The sequence below is a fragment of the Paenibacillus sp. ACRRX genome (genome assembly GCF_022346885.1).
GTDB lineage: Bacteria > Bacillota > Bacilli > Paenibacillales > Paenibacillaceae > Paenibacillus_B.
Window position 1 is genome coordinate 58,928 of record NZ_JAKRNK010000010.1, and the last position, 21,901, is coordinate 80,828.

The following is a 21,901-nucleotide window of genomic DNA, read 5'->3' on the forward strand; positions in this document are numbered from 1 at the left end:
TTTTTGTTATAATATGGGAGTTTGTGTGTAAAATAAATTGTCGACAACTCTTTACTTTGTTACTCTATCGCATTAAACTGTTGCTATAGTAAAAAACCGAGCATGGGTCGGATAAACACAACACTATGCTCGGCAGTATAATCAACAATATGAATTAGTCACATATTACTTATTAGATTGCGATTTATCGCGGTAATCACGTCTGCGAGCGACACCAGCTTCAAACGCGGCATCCACTACGGCGTCTCTGACACGTGGGACAACCTTATCGTTAAATACCGATGGAATAATGTACACTTCGCTCAGTTCATCATCAGATACGACTTCTGCGATTGCTTTGGCTGCAGCAAGTTTCATACTTTCGGTCACATGGGAAGCACGGCAATCCAACAGGCCACGGAACAAGCCAGGGAAGCACAACACATTGTTAATCTGATTCGGATAATCCGAGCGTCCTGTCGCAATAATACGCGCAATGCCCTCTATCTCATCCGGATCAATTTCTGGTGTTGGGTTAGCCATTGCAAATACGATAGCATCATGTGCCATTGATTCAACGTCTGCTTTCTTAAGCACACCTGGGCCAGATACACCGATAAAGATATCGGCACCGCGGATAACTTCCGATAACGAGCCCGTTTCTTCATTCGGGTTCGTCTTGGCAGCATAAGTGTTCCAAGACTCATTCTCGTATGTGGTCGAACGTACCAGTGCCCCTTGGCGATCGACACCAATGACGTTTGCTGCACCTGCTGACTGCAGCATTTCTGTACATGCCATACCAGCGGCACCAATTCCACAGAGTACGATCTTGCAGTCTTCCAGCTTTTTCTCCACGATCCGCAGAGCGTTAAGGATACCGGCCAACAGTACAACAGACGTACCGTGCTGATCATCATGGAAGACAGGGATGTCGAGCTTTTCCGTTAATCTACGCTCAATGTCGAAGCAGCGTGGAGCAGATATATCCTCTAAGTTAATACCCCCGAATCCTGGCGCAATAGCAAGAATCGTCTGCACAATCTCATCCGGATCCTGCGTGTCGAGACAGATCGGGAACGCATCAACGCCTGCAAACTGCTTGAACAGCATCGCTTTGCCTTCCATAACAGGCATTGCCGCTCGTGGTCCAATATTGCCAAGTCCCAGTACGGCCGTGCCATCCGAAATAACAGCAACAGTATCACGCTTGATCGTCAACGTAAAGGCACGATTAGGGTCCTCATGAATCGCCATACATACACGTGCCACACCTGGCGTATACACACGTGACAAATCGTCACGGTTCCGAATCGGAACTTTAGGCTGCATCTCGATCTTGCCGCCCAAATGAAGCAAGAAAGTCTGGTCTGAGATATTTACAATACGTACACCTTCCAGCGGCTTCAGACGCTGAACGATTCGGTCTCCGACACTCCCATCGTACACATTTACCGTAATGTCCCTTACGGTTGTTGTGGCTGCGCTTCGAATGACGTCGATTGCGACGATATCTCCGCCGCCCTCGCCAATTGCCGCTGCCACCTGGGCAAAGGTACACTTGCTCTTGTCAATTTCCATTCGGATAATAATGTTAGTGCTTGAGCCTAACGATTTGGCCATTGGTGCTACACTCCTTTAAGCGGTTGTTTAGATGTCCGTACTGTTTTGCGTGTGTAACTTAGCGTGTTCCTGCTGCCGCCCTATGCAAGCCACATCTTACGCAGTCTAAGTTCTTCGGACTCGTAAACATCGTTATAAGCGTTCCATGATACCCGCGAGCAGCACTGCTCGTCTTTGCATTTCTTCCACACGAACATGTTCGTGTACAGCATGGGCACCGTCTCCTCGTGCGCCAAGCCCGTCCAGTGTTGGCGTGCCGCAAGCCGCTATGAAATTGCCGTCGCTGACTCCACCTGTGCCTGTCTCTTCAAGATGCAAGTCAAGCTCCTCATGCGCCACAAGCTGAGCCAAGTGATATAAGCTTCCGATAGCATCGGTTCTCTCCATCGGCGGACGATTCATATACCCTTTCATATGCAGGCGAATTTCGGGATGGAACGGTGTTACCTCTTTCATCTTCGTCATCATCCGTCCAAAATCCTCCATTGTTCGCACAGGAATATCAATTTCCACTTCCATTAGTTCGGGAACAACGTTAACTCCAATACCACCACTAATATTCCAACGATCACATACAGACCACATTCATCATCCGATCACCCATTCAGTCTTACAATCTGATGTGCAATTTCCTCAATTGCGGATATACCCGCTTTCAGATTAACACCTGCATGGACCGCTCATCTTTCGACGCATTTTAAGATATCGGTAAATGACACGCAAGAAACCCAGCCTCTAAGTAAAACTGCTTAGGGACTGGGTTTCATATGAATCAAGCACATATTCGTTAGTTTAAAAGTTATTCACGCCTATAAGTCCAGTACAACGTAATTCTGATCCTTTGTCCTTAAAGATGGCTTAATTTCATCTGTGGACTCAAGGTCACTAAACTTCAATAACCCGTCTATTCTCGGGTCACTGTCGCATAGTTCATGTATTCGCCCTTCTCGTACCCTACTTTTGCGCCAAGCAGAAGCGCGATATCGCGCAGCGGCACGTACACGGTGGAATCCTTCATGACAGGCGCGGCATCCAGCTTCTTAGCCACATTGCTGCCATCAACCGTCACTTGCTTGCTGTTTAGCTTTATTATAATCACTTTACCTGTGAGGTCCTCTACGATGCGAGCCTGCGACGCTTTGTTGTCCCACTTAACATCCGCATCCAAATGTTCAGCCACATAACGAAGCGGAACCATAGTAACCCCATTCTTAACGAAAGGAGCAGGGCCATCAATCAACCAATCGTCATACTTGCCTTGCGAAATCGGAAGGGTAACATACTTCCGTGAAATGCCTGCGTCCTTCAACAACTGATGAACCGCGGAATCCGGACTAAAATGGCGCAACCATTGACCTGGCGTCAACGTCTGTTCCAGTACGTTGACAGCATTTGTCGCATTGATTTTGTCGATTGTTATCGACTGATTATGGTTTTTGACTTCTGTAGATGCTTTAAACGTAATTCCTGAGAGAGGAACATCTTCAGATTTAGGCAGTGCCACGTTTAATTCGATATTGGTCTTGTTCAGGTTTAATGCTGCATCAGCATAAAGATCCAACTTCAGCTTCGTCTTATTGCCAAGGACGACCGCCATGTCAGCATCTTCTTTAACCACTTGAGTCCAAGCCTTATCCAGCTCATCAAGCGACTTCTCTCCATTTTCCTTCAACCATTTAAATGCTATGAGCGCAAATACTTCCCCATCTTTTACCATGTTCGTTGATTTATCGCTTACGCCGTATGCTTCCATCGACTGTCCAACCAACGGCCCATACAATTTGCCTACTTCAGTTAACCAAGCTTTGGTTCCTTGCTCATCTGCCAGTATTGACTTCAAGAAACTGCGTACCCAGCCAATCGTTTCGTCAGCTCCAAATTCCATATGTATTTGGCTCAAGGATTGGGATTGGCCAAAAATTTGCTCCGTAACTGGAGTAACCGTTGTTACTTTAGGGTTAGGGGCATGCTTAGTGAAGAATTTTACCATCGATTTGCGGAACTGCTTTAGTTGTTCCACATCCAATTGCGGGATGTCCAGTTCTTCCATTTCTTTTGTTGTTGCCGGGATAACAAGCGGCGTCTTGCCACCTTCTACATGGACCACTACCTGCTTGTCATCTACCGCAAGTTGAAACGGCACACTCTTGCCTGTAATCTTGATCGTACCGCTTGATGATACACGATCAGGCGATTCCATCTTCGTTGACAGATCGAGCTGAAGCCCGTTAATAATGTTAATGAACTGGCTTTCCTCCGTTGTTAGCTCGGCATCCTTACTGACGTCAAGCTTAATGCTTACCGTTTCCTTCGTCTCCGCCGACTTCAAATCAGAAGTTCTGTTTACGACTTCCCCAATATCTACACCGCCTACTGCCTGACAACCCGTAAGCACGATAAGTAATGCCGCCAGCATAGCAGCTAGGCTTGTTCGTATACGCATGTACTCATTCCTCCCCTTCAAATAGGTAAAACCATTAAAAAGATCATGATTCCACTCTATTATGTATTCATTTAGGGGGGTTGTAAAGAACCGATTACGGGCACGGGAAAGGCTTGTTCTCACGAGACAGTTAAGTTTAGAACAGAGAAATAGACTTCCAAATCGGAAGTCTATGCTCTCAGCTGCCTGGATCAGGCTTTATTGTTGTTTACTTGCCAAAAATGACTCTTTATCTAACGCTGCCGTGAGGCGCCAGCACTCCCGATGCGACGCAGTCTGTCCAGGCTCCAGCATGGACAAAGGGCCAAGTGTCTCCAGTTCCAGCATATGCTCATTGGTATAACATTCGAATGAACAGCCGCCATCTGGATATTCGGCATCTGATTGATGCTCATGGCTAATCTCAAATGCAGTTCCATTATTAAGATAAGCAGCCCATCCGGGTTCATTTCCCGTTCCCAGTTTAAATGCCCGATCCGCATCAGGGGACTGACGAATCGTAATATGATCTTCTCCCCAAACTACTCGGTCATCATTCATTCGCGAATATGGCCATAATACAACAGCCCGGTTCGGCAGCAGGCCGGTTTCTCGTTTTGTCTGCGGAATAATAGCGGTTCCACCCTGCGCCATGACATTAATCGACCAGGGCGCTACCTGTATCGGATAAGCCCCCTCATTTGTAATGCGATGGGTAAGGACAACCTGATCCTCTGTAAATACAATCTCAATCTGCTTCTTGATGAGCGACCATTGCTCAACTGGAGACGTCAGCACAACCCCCTGCCCTGTGGGGCTCCAGTCAATAGGCTGGTCGTCTGGAGAGTACGTGCGCGGATACGCTTCAGGGCTAACCCAGAGACGGTGTCCACCTCGGAGCAGCCAACCGTCGCTGCCCATTTTACGGAACGCCTCGCCTTGCTGAGCAACAACCCCCTCTGCATCGTGGAACAATACATTTTCGCCTCCACGCAGGCTAAAATGCATAATCCGAATACCATATTCCAACGGAATAATCATCGTGTAGCGTTCATTGTCCAGTCGAAGACTACGGCCGAATCGTGGATCCTCCACCCTATTTGTCATGATAAGCGTCATCTAATCGCCTCTTTTCCCGACCTGTCTACACTGCCTCTTCTACCGGCATTCAACGCGAACTGCCTTGCCTTGATCAGTGTATATGTGAATCAATCACGCCCTGCCAAGATGGTTGATAAATCGCTCAAACGCGGCTTGCCCCTCTGCATTTCGTTTGAACACACCAGCTTGCCCTAAAATTTCGACAAATGTATGGCCAATCTCCTGCTTGATCAAACGCTGTGCACTCTCCAAACTGTTATCGATACCGTAACGTTCTATCAAGCTTTCAATCCATACACGGTGTACAGCCAGCGGATCATGAGCTTGCATGTTTGCCTTGTGCTGTTCCCACGATTGCTGACCCGTCAGGAACGTGGCAATCAGCATACTGGACTGCTGCAGCCGCGCTGGCAAAATCGCAAGTCCCATCACCTCGATTAATCCGACGTTCTCTTGCTTGATGTGATGCATCTCACGGTGCGGATGGAATATGCCTTCTGGATGTTCGCTGTTCGTGCGATTGTTGCGAAGCACCATATCCACTTCATATGCAGTCCCACGGCGTCTGACGATCGGAGTGACTGTATTATGAGGAATACAGCTGTCCCCCTCATCCGTAAACGCGATTATGCCAACTTCAGGATCGGTGTATACTTGCCAAGCTTTAAATATTGCGTATACAACTTCAATCAGCCTTTCCCGATCTTGACCAGAAACACGCAGCACCGACATCGGCCAACGCACAATACTGACCTGAATATCCTCATCCTGCGGATAAACAAATGTCCGATCAGCTGTAGCTCTTTCAATAGGAAACGTATGTTGCCCAGCTTGAAAGTGATCATGACTTAGGATCGAGCCGCCGACAATCGGCAAATCCGCATTGGTACCGATAAAATAGTGCGGAAACTGCTCTGTAAATTCCAGTAATCTATGGAAAGTGGATTTCGTCAGCTTCATCGGCACGTGATCGTGTCGAAGCACGATACTGTGCTCGTTGTAATATACATAAGGTGAGTATTGGAAATGCCACGCTTCTTCATGCAGCGTCAACGGGATGACCCGCAAGTTCTGGCGAGCCGGGTGATTGGCACGGCCTGCATATCCAACATTGTCCACACAGAGCAAACACTGCGGATAATGAGAGGCTGCTGTCTGCCTCGCCTCAGCAATCTCCTGCGGACTTTTCTCAGGCTTCGAGACATTAATCGTCATTTCGATTATGCCGTATTTGCTCTCATACAGCCAATGATCGTTGTGTTGCACACGATCCATTCGAATGTAATTGCTGTCTACGCTTAACTGATAGAACTCACGCGTAGCCTGCATGATGCCGTTCTCTTGTTCCGTTCTTCTGAAAGCTGCCACTGTCTCTGAAGGTCGGGGCATTAGTACTCCCATAATACGTGCATCGAGCAGGTCACGCTGTGTCGTTGTATGATCAGGAATCAAACCGATCACTTGACCATAATCCAGCAGCAGGTTCAAGATGTAATGAGGCGTATCCGCCGCTTCGACATCTGACGAATATGTCGCTTCGTAACCAGCCCACGGCTCTGCCAATTGGAACATATCCAGCAATATGTTGCGTACATACGGACAATCCATTTCACCAATTAATCGTTTGGATAGGGCATATCGGATTAACTCCTCGATGCCCCATTGCGCCTGCTCTGTTTGTGTCAATCTATTCGCCTCAATCGTCACCCGATCTAATTGCATAGCTCCCATAAAAGCAACCTCCCACGTTCCCCTAATTGGCGTTCCAACCCTTCCGCAATTACGATTCCACGTAACCATTCGGACGTGTGGTGTGCCAACGCCATGCACTGTCAACGATCTGCTCCAGCTTGTAACGGCTAGGCGACCATCCCAGCACTCGACGCGCCTTATCTGCCGAAGCGATCAGAATCGCCGGGTCGCCTGCGCGACGCTCACGAATCGCTGTTGGAATCGATCTGCCTGTCACTTGCTCCGCGGTACGTATCACCTCAAGCACTGAGAATCCCTGTCCATTGCCGAGGTTAAAAATATCGCTCTTGCCGCCGTCTCTCAAATAATGAAGCGCAAGCACATGCGCATCAGCCAAGTCGCTCACATGGATATAATCGCGAACACAAGTGCCATCGGCTGTCGGATAATCGCTGCCGAACACGGTGATCTCCTCCCGCTGGCCAAGTGCTGTCTGCAGCACAATCGGGACCAAATGGGATTCTGGCCGGTGATCTTCACCAATTTGGCCGCTCTCGTGAGCTCCAGCCGCATTAAAATAGCGTAATGAAACATATTGGATGCCGTGCGCCTGATCGAACCAGCGCATCATACGCTCCATCGTCAGCTTTGTTTCACCATATACACTTGTCGGCTCTGTACGATCTGTCTCCACAATTGGGACACGCTCTGGCTCGCCGTAGGTAGCCGCAGTGGAGGAAAATACAATTCGCTTAACTCCATGATCCTTCATGGCATCGAGTAGTACGCCAGTCCCGCTAACATTATTGTCATAATATTTGCCCGGCTTGATCATGCTCTCCCCTACAAGGGAATATGCCGCAAAATGAATCACCGCATCAATATTATGCTTTGCAAATACATCTTGTAGAAACGCCTTATCGCGTATATCTCCGATTTCAAGGGTGCCCGCTGTGACGGCCTCACGGTGACCTGTCTCCAAATTATCCACAATAACAACTTCTTCTCCACGAGCAATCAGTTCTGCAACGGTATGGGAACCAATGTATCCCGCTCCACCTGTAACTAATACTGCCATTTACATTACCTCCTGAGATATATAAGAGTTTCTATCAAATAGATTCATCTGTAGCAATAAATGCTGGCCATTCTAACTCTATCACGCCATCCCCTACGTCACACACGTAAAAATCAGGCTTAAGACCGGTATGTCTTTCATAGTTCGCACCAACTGTATTAACAAAGTCTTCTACTGCTGCTTGCGCCACCAGTGATACCGTACAGCCTCCAAATCCGGCTCCTGTCATCCGTGAGCCGATCGTGCCATTTACCGTGCGGGCTTCTTGAACCATTACGTCCAATTCCTCGCAACTGACTTCGTAGAGATCGCGTAACGACTCGTGGGATGCATTCATTAATTGTCCAAACGCAAGCAGGTCTCCCTCCCGCAGTGCCTTCATCGATTGTTTCACACGCTCATTTTCAAATACGACATGTTCTGCACGTTGACACACAACACGATCTGTCAATACATGCTTGGCTTGTTGGAATTGTTCACTGGTCAAATGCGCCAAATAGGTCAGATCCGGATACACCTGCTTCAGCTTCTCTACAGCTTCATCACATTGTGTACGACGCTCATTGTATTTGGAATCTACTAATCCACGACGCTTGTTCGTATTACCTATAATAAGCTTATATCCTTGGATTTGGAAAGGTACATGTTCATACTGCAATGAATCACAATCAAGTAATATCGCATGATCCTGCTTCCCGTGCGAAACGGCGAACTGGTCCATGATACCGCTGTTCACCCCAACAAATTGGTTCTCTGCTCGCTGTGACAGCCGCGCAAGCGCTGTGCGATCAATCGGATAGCCTTCCAATGTCAAAAGGGCGTAACCAATCACTACCTCCAATGAGGCCGACGAGGACAATCCCGCTCCATTTGGTATGTTGCCGGCTACCAAGAGGTCATACCCCTGCGTAATCGGATGGCCCGCCTTGTTCATCTCATGGACCACACCAAGAGGATAATCCGTCCACATGTCTGACTTAACGGTTGGCAGTTCATCGATCGAAAAGCTCGCTGCTTCTTCAAACTGGACACTGGCAAGCCGGAGCATACGATCAGCGTTGGATCTGATAAGCAGATAAGTACCAATCTGAAGGGCTGCCGGCAGTACGTACCCGCCGTTGTAATCAAGATGTTCACCAATCAGATTGACACGTCCAGGAGCATGGAACAATCGTACTTCCCCCTGATTGATACCATAATGCTGTTCAAATAAATGCAGTAATCTGTTCGTATCCATATCTGGCCAACCTCCTAAGATCATAAGCAGAAAGTATACTGTTTGTTACCATTAATCATACTTCGAACTTTCCTGTCTTGTAATAGCTGGATGTGAACTTCATATGGATAAATGTGATATAGTAACTAGAAATGGCGCATTAATTACGATCTACAAGTTGCACAAAGACCGCATCTATTATAGTTGGTGTGCTCCTGATCGCTTTGTTCATCCCTTTAAGCACGATGACATAATAGACCCTATAGACACAACTCGCATGTCTACTTCGCATACTCTGCACACTTTTTGAAGGGGGACTGGTAATGAGCACAACATCAGACGGACTAAATACTATTCCTTTGGATGAGAGCTTGAACGCGTCACTTGATGAAGACAGAGGTAGATCCACAGTTCTTGATACCTATGAAGTAGCCACAAATCCGACGGCATCGGAGCAGGACAGCCTTCACGTGCTGTTCGCCGGCGAAAGCCAGACAAAGCCCGGGCATAAGCTGGGGCCTAAGTTCTACGATTATTATTTGCTGCATCACGTTATAGAGGGCTGTGGTGAATTCTCAACAGAGTCACGGACCTATAGGCTGGGACCGGGAGATGCGTTTCTGATCACGCCCAATCAATTGGTCAGCTACATGTCCGATGCTGATAATCCATGGCGTTATCAGTGGATCGCCGTCAAGGGCAATCAAGCGGAAGCTCTCTTTCGGCAAGGCGGACTGACGACGGAACAGCCTGTCGTGCACTGCCCTGGCACTCAGGCTGCAGCTTGGATGCAGCCCATACGTGCTGCGTTTCAAGCTAGAGAGCATACATGCAACCTGACCGCTGCTGGGTGCATGCATCTTATGATCGCAGCCTATGCAAGCCAACAACAGCGCGTAGATGAGTCAGTCCCTCTCAAGCCGGAAAACGAAGCTCAGCAGATCGTACGACAGATGATACGCATGATGTCTACCCAATACGCTCATCCGTTCACAATGGAACAAATGGCTTCAAGCCTAGGATACAACAGAGCTTATTTGTCCAGATTATTTAAACAGGCTGCTGGAATGTCACCCGTGACGTTTCTTTTAAAGTTAAGGATTGACAAGGGCAGACTACTGCTTCGTGAACGTCCCGAGCTTACGATTGAGCAGATTGCAGCTTCTGTAGGCATACCAGACGCCTTATATTTCTCCAAACAATTTCGCAGGTTCTATCAGCAAGCTCCATCACAATACCGCAAGCAAGCTTTGTTTCATAAGCAGGATCGTTCAAATGAATTGCCCTCTAATAGATAAAACAAGTTCAGGCGGCAGTTGGGAAGATGACTAGTGCACACTAGTAAGAAACAACCAGACAGCTTCATTTTAGTGGTTCTCTAGTGTGCCTTTTGCTTTCCTCAATCAGCAATCTACCTGCATCCACTTTGTTCAATTTTTTGAGATCGTATTGTTTACCGGTCCGACTCTCCAACTGCCGAAGCGCAGCCAACTGTGTTTGTGTCGCGGGCTGCTTCCGAATTAACCTTTCCATGTTGCCTGCTGTAATTTGGAGTGCTAATTCACGATTGTCCAACATGTCGATGAGGATGTAAATCGCTTCAATGGCTTTTTTTTCGCTGACAAGTCCATAGCCTGAATCCGTACTTAACAGAAATCGCTCCGGAAATTCCTTCATCAGCGGTACAAAGTCCTCCAATTTATATGTGCTGCTCGGATCAAATACCGTATACCCTGCGTAGAAATCCGCATACACATTCGAGTGCTTTTTCATTAGCGCCCTTATCTTGCTGGGAGAATTATAGGCATTTATATGCGCAAAAATAAATATCGTTTCTGGATTTTGCTTCACAGCATCTTCTAGCTTCAGCATAGGCATACCTTCAGGTGGATCAATGTGCATTAGAATTGGAACCTTATACTGCGCACACAAGGCGTAAATATCGGGTAGTACACCATCCATCGGATGTTTCGTTTTCCAGATAGATCCACCTAACACCTCCGAATATGTAGAGGCTATCGCTAACTCTCCTATACCAAAGTAACCTTGCTCCAAATTATGTTTGACAGTTTTCAAACCCGAACGAGCTAACAGATTGATGCCAGATGAAAAAGGAATAAACCGATCTGGATATTGTTCATACGCTTCCCACGCGTATTTATCGGTCTGCACAGCGCTAGGCTTGGACACATCACCAAATATGACAACCTTATCAACGCCATAAGGATCCCACATCATTTCCAAGTTCCACTTATAAGCTTGGTTTGTAGCACTATGATTATGAGCATCAATTAGGGGCATGTTCTTATAAAGCTTTGTCCATTCCACTAACGTCCTAGAGGCTTTCTGCATCACTGGCTTGCTTTTATGGCTTTCGGCAGCAGTTGCTGTGGTTGATGTCCGCATGGGCTGCGTGGTGCGCATAGGCTGCATGAGCTGCGTGGTACGCATGGGCTGCATGAGCTGCATGAGCTGCATGGGCTGCACATGCTGTTCTGTGGAAACAGTCGGCCGGTACAGGATACAAGCCATTGTTACAATACCTAATGAAATTGTAAGAACAGTCCTCACACATAAGCTGCGCTTTTTTATAAGATTCACCTTCTAATAACCTCATGTTCATTTACTCATTATAATGGTATCGACCAACCTTGCCTCTGCTAAACCTTGTAGTTGAACAGCTTAGTTCCTTCTCCAGTTCAGCCTCTCCTGAATTCGACCAATGAACAAAATGTATTTATCCTTCTAATTTCTTCGCCAATTGCTTACCTGCTGCAAATCGGATTGTATCACGCAAAAAAAGGGGCTGACCGCTGACTTGAAGGCGCCCTGCCCCATATCCTCTTACAGTTCCATCTCTCTGAGTGCAGCGGCCATTGGAGCGTATACCTGCTCGTACCTGGCTGCATACAGCATATGACGTGCTGCATCAGGGTCAATCCGCGCAACTCCTCGTTGCTCGATCAAGCCCTGAAGCTCTGTCGCGCTGCCAATATACCCCGTGCCGATTAACGCGGCATAAGCTGCCCCTAAAAGGGTCGCTTCATCAACTGGAGGAACAATGAGTGTAGCGTTCCCTACGTCAGCCTTCATTTGCAGCCAAGATCGGATCCGCGTTCCACCCCCAACAGCACGAATTTCCCGAATCGTCTCGCCGGATACCTGTTCTGCACTTCTGCGAATCATTTCTAGCTGATACGCCGTGCCCTCACATACGGCCCGTACCAGTTCTGCCTTGCCGCTAGCATAGGACAATCCAATAAAAGCAGCACGTGTCTTAGAGTTCGGATAAGGCGCTCCACTGCCTGAAAGATAAGGGAAAAACAAGGCTTGACCAGGTCCATCAGGCACGTCAGCCATCAGGGCTTTCATTTGATCATATGTCAATGCATCGTCAGCCAACTGCTTGCGAATCCACTCCAGAGCCCCACCAGAAGCCGCATTCCCTCCCATCCAAAACTGATAACCGGGTACGACATGGAAACCGTAGGATAACCCAGTATCAAATTCCGCTTGCCCCAGATGACGGGGCTTCATTAAGCCCACCAAAGTCTCAGCCGTTCCCATGGAAGCAAATACGTCACCTGGATGCACCGCGCCTACTGCCAAAGATGCGCACACATGATCGTGGCCGCCAATCGCCACTGTCGTTCCTTCCCCTAGCCCAAACACGTTTGCCAGCTCAGTCGTAACTGTGCCAAGCGGGCTGCCACTTGGCAGCACTTGAGGGAACAGGCCCTCTGGTAGACCAAACTCTTTCAGCCATTCCATATCCCAGCATTCATGACGGATATCATAGGCAAAAGTACGTGTTGCCAATGTTGGATCACATGCCATTACACCACTGAGTCGATAAGCGATAAAGCCAGACATCGTCAGCCATACCGCGTCGTTGAACATGCTTGCGTCTTGATCATGCAGCCACATCAGTTTAGGCAGGCCATGCTTAAATGATAAATGCAACCCTGAACGCTGGAATAATGCAAGTGGGGCATCTGACTGCCGGATTCGTTCCGCTTGTGGTGTCGAGCATGTCTCGAACCATGGCAGACAAGGTGATTGAACTTTTCCAGTTGACCGATTGACAAGTAATCCGCTCTCCGCCATACTGGCGATGCCGATCGCCGCCACCTGGGAAACACCCGTCTGTGCAAGTACTTCCTTTATCATCGCTGCGACGTCATTCCACAATTGCTCCGGATCATAGACAGAATATCCTTGCCCAGTCTCGATGACAGTCGTTGGACGGCTGGAGATTGCCAGTACACGTCCTTCCTCATCAAATAATCCTACTTTGCGATTGCTTGTTCCTAAGTCTATTCCCATCATGTGCACCACTTGCCAACTCCTCCGTTTCATAAATCCACTTGAAATTAAGTATTGGTTACACTATTCATTAATTTGATAAAGAAATAATCCTTCTATAAGAACTGTTGTCGGTTCACTATGGCCTGAAATTACCCCTTAAGATTTGCTCATGTAAGCATATGCATCTTCAAGCAGTTGTCCCATCGGATCGCGAAATATAGCGACTGCCTCGTGATCCATAGCTGTAGGAGTTCGATTCATAAGTACGATCCCTGCACGTCTCCCCATCTGCGCAAAGCTTGCAGCCGGTTGGACCGACAACGACGTTCCTCCGATTATCAGCAGGTCCGCTTGCTGTACATGATGGATAGCACGTTCAACGACAGCATCATTTAACGTTTCCCCATAGAGAACAACATCCGGCTTTAAGACGCCGCCGCAATCCGGGCAATTCGGTATAACTGAGGTGGAGTCCAATACGACAGATAGATCAAATCGTCTATGGCAGCTTAAGCAGTCGTTCCGGTGGACGGAACCGTGCAGTTCGAGCACTTCAGTGCTGCCAGCAGCCTGATGCAGACCATCGATATTTTGCGTTATAATCGCCTTTAGCTTGCCAGCTTGCTCTAACCGAGCCAGTGTACGATGTGCTCCGTTAGGCTTGGCATGCGGATGGAGCAGCTTTACGCGATAGAATGTATAGAACATCTGGAGGTCCCGCTCAAAAAATGGACGGCTCACCATCACTTCCGGAGGATGAGGAAAGTCTGATTTCTCTTCAAATACGCCTCCTGCAGAGCGGAAATCCGGTATACCGCTCTCCGTAGAAGTTCCAGCTCCCCCGAAAAAAACGATCCGCTTGCTTCCACTTATCAAGTCAGCCAGCTTGCGGACCTGCGCTTCGTAAGTTCGCGCTTGGTTGGAAGAATGATCCTGTTGGGTCACATCATGACCTCCTTATGACAAATATACTCCTCTAAGTATACATGGGATTATTATATTGCGAAAATAGCGGGGCAGCTTATCGGAGGCCTGGGGATAGACTTAATACGCAACAGTATCTACGTGTTTTGACTGGTGTTCTTACATCGAATCGCGGACAAAATACAACAAAAATGTTAGATCAAGTGTTAATGGTGATAATAGTTTCCATTTGTTCGAACACGGGTGAAGCTTGCCATGTCAGCTGATCGGTAAACTCCGATACACACGCAGCTCTTACCTTGCTCACCTTTCCTGCACTTCTTGCACTTCTCACTTTACTTACTTTGCTGACTTTACTTACTTCGCTTACCTTGCTCACTCTTTTTACCGTTCTCCCTTCTCATCGCACGCCCGCATCTGTTAAGCTTGTTTTGCCTGCTTATATTGGCGATTCGAACTCTCTTTCTACTCGTTAAGGCTGATTTTGAGACTTATTCGCTTACATGCTGCACACGCATTTACTTCCCATTCCTCCCGTTCTTACCGTTCTTCCCCTTCTTGCCCTCCTCACCTTGCTCAACTTGCTCATTTTTCTAACCTTTCTCATCCCTCATCGCATGCACTCCATCTGTTAATCCCGTTTTGCATGCTTATATTGGCGTTTCGAACTCTCTTTCTACTCGTTAAGGCTGATTTAGCGGCTTATTTGCTTATACGCTGCACACGCATTTACTTCCCATTCCTCCCGCTCTTACCGCTCTTGCCCTTCCCACTTTCCTCACTTCTCATCGCGCGCCCCCCATCTGTTAAGCTCGTTTTGCATGCTTATATTGGCGATCCGAGCTCTCTTTCTACTCTTTAAGGCTCTTTTTGCTGCTTATTTGCTTACATGCCGCACATGCATTTACTTCCTGTGCCTACCCGCACTTACTATTTCTTGCCCATCTTGCCCTTCTCACCTTGCTCAACTTCCTCACTTCTCATCGCACGCACCCCATCTGTTAAGCCCGTTTTTCCTGCTTATATTGGCGTTTCGAACTCTCTTTCTACTCTTTAAGGCTGATTTTGCGGCTTATTCGTTTACACGTCCATACGCATTTACTCCTGTGCTTATCCGCGCTTACCATTTCCAGTACTTCTTGCACTTCTCACCTTGCTCAATCTCATCACACACTCCCAATCTGTTAAACCCGTTTTACCTGCTTATATCGGCGATTCGAACTCTCTTTCTACTCGTTAAGACTGTTTTTACGGCTTATTCGTTTATATGCCAATCGTATTTACCTCCTGCGCTTACACATATTTATCATTTCTGATGTTTATTTCATCAACCTGCTGACCTCTATTACTTTTTCTTTCTCTTATTTTTCTACTTTTATTACCTTTCTCGCCTCCCCCACCTTGCTTACCTTTCTCATTTTTCTTACCTTTTTTAACTTTTCCTATCTTGATTACCTTTTTAACTTTACTTACTTTTCATACTTCACTTACCATGCTCACCAATTTTTCTTACCTTGCTCAATCTCATCACACACTCCCAATCTGTTAAACCCGTTTTGCCTGCTTATATAGGCGTTTCCAACTCTCTTTTTGCTCTTTAAGGCTGATTTTGCGGCTTATTCACCTACCCCTGTACGCAAAATAACCTCATCCCAATCAGCAAAGTAATACTGCTGTCGTAACGAGGTTATTTCTGTAGTTTATCGACTACAAGTTAGGGTTGTCATGTTTAGCTTTAAGTGCATTCCAGCGTCGCTCCACTTCCTGCTCAAACGACAGCAGTGCTGCGGCATTTTCAGACTTGGCCATGTGGCGAGTCTTGCCCATCTTATTTAACCACTCCAAAAGAGGCACTTTCTTATTCTTATCTTCAGGATTGTACGTAATATTAGTAATACCGTGCTCCACTTCATACAATGGGAAGAAGCAAGAATCTACGGCTGAATTGACAATATCTGTGCCAAGCTTGTCATCAGAAAGCCAGTTTAACGGACAAGCAATTAGAATCTTGCCATAGACAAGCCCTTCATGCTGCGCGTACCACTGCGCCTTTGCTGCCTTTTTCACCAAGTCCTGCGGAAACGATTCGCTTCCCGTAAACACGTATGGAATATGAGTCGCAGCCATAATTTGCGCTGTATCCTTATGATGGAACAGCTTGCCTTTCTGAACCGAGCCGACGTTGGACGTAGACGTCCGATGTCCAAGCGGAGTCGAGTACGACTGCTGCGCGCCCGTGTTCATATAACCTTCGTTATCATACTCTAAAATAATCATCTTATGATTACGCAGCGCAGCACCTATTGCAGGCCCCATCCCGATGTCCATACCACCATCGCCAGTTACCATAACAAATGTAAAATCGTCAGCCAAATTGAGATGATCCAGTTCACCACGCCGTTTCCGCTCCCAGAACATCTCGACTACACCAGACAACGTGGCCGCCCCATTCTGGAACAAATTGTGGATATAAGTAGCTTTGTGAGCTGAATACGGATAGCCTGTCGTTACAACCATTGCACACCCAGTATGGAATAAAGTTACGATATCGCCTTCAATTCCCTTAAAGAACAATTCCAAACCAGAGAATATGCCACAGCCAGGGCAAGCGCCATGTCCAGGGGCAATACGTTTTGGCTTCCGTGTAAGATTACGCAGCGGCGGAATACGAACGTTAAGCTTGCCGCTGGTCTCGTCCGGCGTGACCTTAATCAGCCCTGTGTTCAGATCCTCATATTTCATCGGCTCCAGCACGCGCTGTGGTGCTTTGGATGCCTCACCCGGTGTATGGCCGTGATAGTCAAATGGTTTTTCCACCACGCCAGTGTCCGCCGCAGCAATAGCCGCTTCAAACAATGCATGCCCATCCTCGGCATAAAAGTCCTTGCCCCCGAGGCCATAAATACGTCCCACTACGAGCGTATCGCGGTTATTATACGTCATCAGGGCTGACTTAATCTCCAGCAGCATATTGCCCCCATGTCCGCCGTAAGCGTCAGCACGATCCCCTACAGTGATCGCCTTAACATGCTTCAGTGCCTCAGCAATCTCTTTGGCAGGAAACGGCCGGATCATGTTCGGCGAGATGGAGCCTGCCTTAATTCCGCGTCCACGCAATTCATCCACGACATCCTTGATGATTTCTGCGGATGAGTTCAGCAGGAACACAGCAACTTCGGCGTCCTCCATCCGGTATAGATCAAGCATAGGGTAATCGCGCCCTGTTAATGCGTAGTATTCCTTGCGAATACGTTCAAATACTTCACCTGCTTTATACATTGCCATCGACTGCTGATAGCAGTTATTAATATAATCAGGTTCGTTCATGTACGGTCCAACCGTAATCGGATTGTTGCGATCCAATGTATCAGCAAAGCCAGCCATCGGCTTCTCGCCTACAAACGTAGCCACATCCTCGCGTTTCGCAAACGTCTGCACTCGACGCTTCTGGTGCGACGTAAAGTATCCGTCGAATGCCACCAGCACAGGCAAGCGAACCTCTGGGTCCTCCGCTAGCTTCAACGCCATAATGTTCATATCATATACGGCTTGTGGATCTCTGCACAATAAAGTAGGCCAGCCTGTATTAAGGGAGAAGTACAAGTCGGAATGATCTCCGTGAATATTAAGCGGGCCTGACACCGAGCGGCATACCAAGTTCATCACCATCGGGAACCGGGTACCTGACTGGACGGGCATCTGCTCTAACATGTACATGTACCCGTTCGCACTTGTTGCATTAAAGACTCTTCCACCTGCCGTGGAAGCGCCATAGCATATACCAGCTGAGCCATGTTCGCCGTCAGCAGGAATTAACTTGATGTCATGCTGTCCGTTAGCCTTCATCAGATCCAGAAATTGCGCCACCTCGGTTGATGGCGAAATTGGATAGTAACCCATGATGTGATAATTGATTTGATGTGCTGCATAAGCCGCCATCTCGTTACCGGATTCGTACACCATCCGTTGTTCCACGGTCCCTATCTTAACTTCTTTATCATATTCGATTGCCATGGGTCCTTATCCCCCTTTAATCGTTCTGCTGTATGCTTCTATTTCCAATTCATATCGTCCAATCATCATCCTGAGTAGTTGTCCGCTACATAAAATAGGTGCCGTCTGTTCACCTAAAAGATCTTCATCGTTCTGTTCTTTGTTCTGTTCTTTGTTCTGTTAATCTATATGTGTAATATATTCATCAATATGTGAAATCGTCTAGATTAGCGTAAAATGGTGCGGCATCCGATGCTCGTCAGCGTAACCGTCCTCTTCACGCGCATCTGAAAGCGCTTCCGTAGGACAAGCATATACACATTTCAAGCAGCCCTTGCAGTATTGATAGTCGATGCCTTGCAGAAACATCTGTGGGCGCCCTTTCTTGTCTGGCTTCTCTTCCCATACAAAGCAGAAATCAGGACATACATTGTCACAAGCTGCACAGTGAATACATTTATCATCTGCAAAATGCGGCATCATGCCCGCGCGAGAAATGCTCAAGTCTTTTAATATCGAGTTACCCGGGTTCACAACCACACCGCCGATCGGCTGCGTCTCGTATCCCAATACAGGCGTATCCCAGCGCACGGCCTTTGGCAGCACAATACCTGCTGCTATAGGAAAAGCACTGAACTTTACTTCATCATAGCCGCGTTGGAAGGTGTTCAATGCTGGTTGGACCGACTGAGGATACTTCTTCTCCAGCGACTTGCGGATTACACTTTTCATCTGTTCCGCATCCAAAAAGTCACACAAGCGGAACATGGCGCCTAGCATCGCCATATTGGCCCGATTCTTCTCCTCAAGTGCAATGCCAGTTGCATCAATAACGGCGATATTGCCCCCAGGCAAGCGCAGCATTTCCAATAATCGTTCTGGTGTTTTTGCAGAGTTGACCAGTACAAGACTGTCCTCTGTTACGCCGCTTGTTACGTTTACCGTCTTGTAAAGCGCTTCATGAAATATACCTACAATATGCGGGCGTTCAACCGGCGTCGTATCTCGAATAAGTGTGTCTGGCATACAAAAACGAATGTGTGCTTTCACCGGGGAGCCCTTCTTCTCCGAACCATATGACGAGAAGCTGACACCATTTAATCCGCTGCCGGTAACCCCTGCCTCCGCCAGCATCTTGCCAGCCAGATTGGCACCTAACCCTCCTATGGATTCAAGTCGAATCTCGAAGAAGCCAAGCTCATTCACTTTGGGCAATGTGATCATGTGGTGGATCTCCTTTCCGATCTCCTATGCCTAAATAGGCCAGGAATATTAATATCTTATATCATTATCTGTCTGCTGCATGAGTTTCCGAACTTCTGCACACGTGCCAGGAGACGCTCCGCAACGAGGACAGGTCAAACCAAATTGTAATAGACTGACAAAATGGTAACCCAAATACGCATTTGGTAGTGTGATTCAAGTCACGTGTTGACGATTACACTATGTCGGTAATGTGAAAATGAAGAAGTCAAATTTTGAAATTCCTAATTGAAGAAGACTGGGACGATGCTATTTTGCGTTAACATAGAGGCTTTAGATGGGGTGGAGGACTACGTGCTCATGCCTAATATTCAAAAAAACGCTCAAATTTCCACCTGTGTTGGATCATCGAAGCGTCTTGCAATGTAGTAGAACGATAGATGGACTGCTACATTCCTTATAATTATTAGTTATTACTCTTATGCATTATTCGACGTAGTGAATCGAATTCCTGCTCCGTTTCTCTTTATATTACCGAGTTCAGCTTCCTCACCAAATCTACCGCGAAGCGCTTCAGCTCATCTGGCGGGTAATGGCGGGTCACTGTTTCATGCAGCAGTTGATATAAGCAGTTGATATACCTCTGCCATTACAACAACCCATTGCGACTGCCTCTCACATTACAGCATACGCGAATAAACCTTTGATCTGGACATGCCATTCCACACCGCTTACTGGATGCTCCCGTAATCATGGATCCGACGCACACAAGTCGTGTAAGCTCGCTTGACGTGTCCTTATGACCCAAACTGTCCAGCGTATGATCCATGCCTGATACATTACCATCCATATAAAAGCTCATGTCTGCCACTTAGCTGCCCCTTTGGAACAATGGGCTTAAGTCCTATAGCCTATGATATGCTTTGCTATATACGATGGTCACTAGTATATTTAAATACACGCTTAAAGTCCGTAAAATACACTTTGGCCAAAAAAGGATACGGAAAGTATGGAGGGTACACCCGTATCTATAGAATGCAGCTGGATTATAAACTCTTTCTTGCTCATCTGGGCCTATCGTGGCATTTATCATCCCAAATCAGATCACCAGCCATAATTCGAATAGAAAAGGCAAGCAGCTGCTTATCTAATTTTCTCGCTTTGCATCATTTTCTCATAACGATCTACCGTCATCACCAGCGTTGCACGCTCTATATCGTCATGATTAATCCCGAGCCGCTGTCTGCATCCATATCTACAACGCAGCCGCTCGCAGAACGTGATCGTCCTACAGCACTCCTGCCGCAACTCATTGCGCTCAAGCATTCGCTGCGTTTTCAAGACTAGTCGCAATTTGACGTTCACGTTTCTGTGCCCGCAGTATCTGAATGCTATTGTTAACTTTATGGAGCAGTATTGGGCATAGTTGAAGACACCTACGATCACATAAGTAAGGACAATAAAGCTGACCCCCCGATAATCGAAGAGTCAGCTTATGGACATTGCAGTCTAATTATAGAAGAGACTGATCCCTGATCCTATCCAGAGATCGTTCCGGCAAGTGGGGCTTCAACGCCGATCGCTTGGCGATAAGCTTCCATATAACGTTCAGCTTGACGTCGGACATGAGACATGTCGCCAGTAGCTACGGCGTCTTTGGTCAGATCTGAGCCAATTCCTACCGCAACCGCTCCCGCACGAATCCAGTCTGCCAAGTTCTTCACATTTACGCCGCCAGTCGGCATAAAGTTGGCTTGCGGCAAAGGTCCTTTCATCGTCTTAATGATGGACGGCTCGTACAGATTACCCGGGAACAGCTTCACAATATCAACTCCCAGTTCCAAAGCTTGCTGAACATCAGAGATTGTCATAACACCAGGGAGGACTGGCACACGATACAGATTGCATATTTTCACTGTGTCTGCTTGCAGGGAGGGACCAACCACGAATTCCGCACCTGCCAATATGCTAGCACGGGCCGTAGATGCATCAAGTACAGTGCCTGCTCCTATGATGGCAAATGAAAGTTGGCTATTCGGATCGCTCGAATATCGGGTGCGTAATTGCTCGATCGCTTGTAATGCACGAGGAACCGTCAGTGTGATTTCAATGACTTTGATCCCCCCCGCAATCGCCTCCTCTGCCATCTCTACAACTTGCTCTGCCGAATCCGCACGTAACACCGCAACTACACCACATGCTTGAATTTGCTGCAGCAAACGAATTTTGTTCATCTCTGACACTCCTCTTCCCATGAGTTATTAGTCTGTCTGTATAACCGGTATACGCTTAACCAAACCGTGTAAATCCCATGATGATCTTGTGTGACGAATATGAGCCCACGCATTCGTCACACAATTAT

At 47.4% G+C, this 21,901-nt stretch carries 17 protein-coding genes; 1 reads left to right on the forward strand and 16 read right to left on the reverse strand.

The window, feature by feature from the left end; translation table 11 throughout:
- Positions 1-165 precede the first annotated feature (165 nt).
- The 7 genes from MH117_RS22945 to MH117_RS22975 all read right to left on the reverse strand — a co-directional run bounded on the left by MH117_RS22945 (position 166) and on the right by MH117_RS22975 (position 9,132).
- Positions 166-1,602: an NAD-dependent malic enzyme gene (locus tag MH117_RS22945; protein ID WP_239332880.1), complete on the reverse strand. Its 1,437-nt coding sequence runs from the start codon at positions 1,600-1,602 to the stop codon at positions 166-168.
- Between the two features lie 132 nt (positions 1,603-1,734).
- Positions 1,735-2,187 carry a M20/M25/M40 family metallo-hydrolase gene (locus MH117_RS22950; protein ID WP_239332882.1) on the reverse strand — a complete coding sequence of 151 codons (453 nt, stop codon included), beginning with the start codon at positions 2,185-2,187 and terminating at the stop codon, positions 1,735-1,737.
- A 319-nt stretch (positions 2,188-2,506) separates the two neighbouring features.
- Positions 2,507-4,045: a copper amine oxidase N-terminal domain-containing protein gene (locus MH117_RS22955; RefSeq protein WP_239332884.1), complete on the reverse strand. Its 1,539-nt coding sequence runs from the start codon at positions 4,043-4,045 to the stop codon at positions 2,507-2,509.
- A 198-nt stretch (positions 4,046-4,243) separates the two neighbouring features.
- Positions 4,244-5,143, reverse strand: a complete 900-nt coding sequence (locus tag MH117_RS22960; RefSeq protein WP_239332886.1) for a DUF4380 domain-containing protein — start codon at positions 5,141-5,143, stop codon at positions 4,244-4,246.
- A gap of 93 nt (positions 5,144-5,236) precedes the next feature.
- The gene (locus MH117_RS22965; protein WP_239332888.1) at positions 5,237-6,856 is read right to left on the reverse strand and encodes a UDP-glucose--hexose-1-phosphate uridylyltransferase; all 1,620 of its coding nucleotides are present in this window, start codon (positions 6,854-6,856) and stop codon (positions 5,237-5,239) included.
- Positions 6,857-6,905: 49 nt separating this feature from the next.
- A complete protein-coding gene (galE, locus tag MH117_RS22970) occupies positions 6,906-7,895 on the reverse strand; it encodes a UDP-glucose 4-epimerase GalE (protein ID WP_239332890.1) in 990 nt (329 codons plus the stop codon).
- Positions 7,896-7,929: 34 nt separating this feature from the next.
- Positions 7,930-9,132, reverse strand: coding sequence for a galactokinase (locus MH117_RS22975; RefSeq protein ID WP_239332892.1), 1,203 nt, complete (start codon positions 9,130-9,132; stop codon positions 7,930-7,932).
- Between the two features lie 302 nt (positions 9,133-9,434).
- On the opposite strand from MH117_RS22975, the gene MH117_RS22980 reads away from it, so the two are divergent.
- Positions 9,435-10,409, forward strand: a complete 975-nt coding sequence (locus MH117_RS22980) for an AraC family transcriptional regulator (RefSeq protein WP_239332894.1) — start codon at positions 9,435-9,437, stop codon at positions 10,407-10,409.
- Positions 10,410-10,473: 64 nt separating this feature from the next.
- On the opposite strand, the gene MH117_RS22985 is transcribed toward MH117_RS22980, so the two are convergent.
- From MH117_RS22985 to MH117_RS23025, 9 genes are all read right to left on the reverse strand, one after another.
- Positions 10,474-11,712, reverse strand: coding sequence for an amidohydrolase family protein (locus MH117_RS22985; protein ID WP_239332896.1), 1,239 nt, complete (start codon positions 11,710-11,712; stop codon positions 10,474-10,476).
- Positions 11,713-11,955: 243 nt separating this feature from the next.
- Positions 11,956-13,437, reverse strand: coding sequence for an FGGY-family carbohydrate kinase (locus MH117_RS22990; protein ID WP_239332898.1), 1,482 nt, complete (start codon positions 13,435-13,437; stop codon positions 11,956-11,958).
- Between the two features lie 138 nt (positions 13,438-13,575).
- Positions 13,576-14,364 carry an NAD-dependent protein deacylase gene (locus tag MH117_RS22995; RefSeq protein ID WP_239332900.1) on the reverse strand — a complete coding sequence of 263 codons (789 nt, stop codon included), beginning with the start codon at positions 14,362-14,364 and terminating at the stop codon, positions 13,576-13,578.
- A 178-nt stretch (positions 14,365-14,542) separates the two neighbouring features.
- A complete protein-coding gene (locus tag MH117_RS23000; RefSeq protein ID WP_239332902.1) occupies positions 14,543-14,722 on the reverse strand; it encodes a hypothetical protein in 180 nt (59 codons plus the stop codon).
- A gap of 1,328 nt (positions 14,723-16,050) precedes the next feature.
- A complete protein-coding gene (locus tag MH117_RS23005; protein ID WP_239332904.1) occupies positions 16,051-18,357 on the reverse strand; it encodes a thiamine pyrophosphate-dependent enzyme in 2,307 nt (768 codons plus the stop codon).
- 201 nt (positions 18,358-18,558) lie between these two features.
- On the reverse strand, positions 18,559-19,560 hold the full coding sequence (locus MH117_RS23010) for a 2-oxoacid:acceptor oxidoreductase family protein (protein ID WP_239332905.1): 1,002 nt from the start codon (positions 19,558-19,560) through the stop codon (positions 18,559-18,561).
- 628 nt (positions 19,561-20,188) lie between these two features.
- On the reverse strand, positions 20,189-20,389 hold the full coding sequence (locus MH117_RS23015; protein WP_239332907.1) for a hypothetical protein: 201 nt from the start codon (positions 20,387-20,389) through the stop codon (positions 20,189-20,191).
- 293 nt (positions 20,390-20,682) lie between these two features.
- A complete protein-coding gene (locus MH117_RS23020) occupies positions 20,683-20,904 on the reverse strand; it encodes a hypothetical protein (protein WP_239332909.1) in 222 nt (73 codons plus the stop codon).
- Between the two features lie 173 nt (positions 20,905-21,077).
- The gene (locus tag MH117_RS23025; RefSeq protein WP_239332911.1) at positions 21,078-21,773 is read right to left on the reverse strand and encodes a bifunctional 2-keto-4-hydroxyglutarate aldolase/2-keto-3-deoxy-6-phosphogluconate aldolase; all 696 of its coding nucleotides are present in this window, start codon (positions 21,771-21,773) and stop codon (positions 21,078-21,080) included.
- Positions 21,774-21,901: the final 128 nt, after the last annotated feature.